This is a genomic window from Thauera phenylacetica B4P (genome assembly GCF_000310225.1).
Classification (GTDB): Bacteria; Pseudomonadota; Gammaproteobacteria; order Burkholderiales; family Rhodocyclaceae; genus Thauera; species Thauera phenylacetica.
Genome location: NZ_AMXF01000522.1, coordinates 1 through 874 on the forward strand (window position 1 = coordinate 1; position 874 = coordinate 874).

Below are 874 nucleotides of genomic sequence, written 5' to 3' on the forward strand. Positions count from 1 at the left end.
GCCCGGGCGCGCTGCGATGGGTCTGGCAGGCCTTGCCGTTGCCGATCTTCACCGCGGCGAAGCCCATCCACAGCGCGTGGCGGGCGCGCGTGAGCGCGACGTAGAACAGGCGCAGGTCCTCGCGCAGGCGCTCGGCCTCGGCGCGTCGCAGGTCGGCGTCGTCGTAGTCGAGCTTGAGCTGGCGCCGGCCGTCGGCGTCGGCGAGCTTGAGGTAGCGCGCGGTCTTGCGCTCCACCGCGCGGAAGCTGGTGGCGAACGGCAGGCAGACCAGCGGGTATTCGAGGCCCTTGCTCTTGTGCACCGTGACCACCTTGACGAGGTCGGCGTCGCTCTCCAGGCGCACCACCTGCTCCTCGCCGGCGCCGCTGCCGCCGGCCTCGATCGCCATCGCCAGCCAGCGCACCAGCGCGGCCTCGCCCTCGAGTGTGGCGCTGGCCTGCTGCAGCAGCTCGGCCAGATGCAGGAAGTTGGTGAGGCGGCGCTCGCCCTCGGGCTCGGCCAGCCAGCGCGCGGGCAGCTCGAGCAGGTGCAGGCTGCGCCGCAGCATGGTGAGCACGCCGAGCTCGCGCCAGGCGGTGTGCAGCGCGCGGAACTGTTCGCTGCGCGTGTCGAAGGCCGCGTCCGAGCTCGCCAGCCAGGCCAGCTCGGCGATCGACAGGCCCACCGTGCGGGTGGCGAGCGCGGCGCGCACCAGGCGGGCGTCGAGCGGCGAGGCCGCCGCGCGCAGCCAGTGCAGCAGGTCGCGCGCCTCGTCGCTGGCGAAGACCGAGTCCTTGTCCGACAGATAGACCGAGGCCACGCCGCGCCGGCGCAGCGCGCGCCGCACCTCGGCGGCCTCGCGCCCGGTGCGCACCAGCACGGCGATGTCGGCCGG

1 protein-coding gene is annotated in these 874 nt (G+C 74.6%); it reads right to left on the reverse strand.

Annotated elements, in window-relative coordinates; genetic code table 11:
* The coding region (locus tag C667_RS23445) for a 3'-5' exonuclease (protein WP_004390800.1) at positions 1-874 on the reverse strand (874 nt) is incomplete at both ends.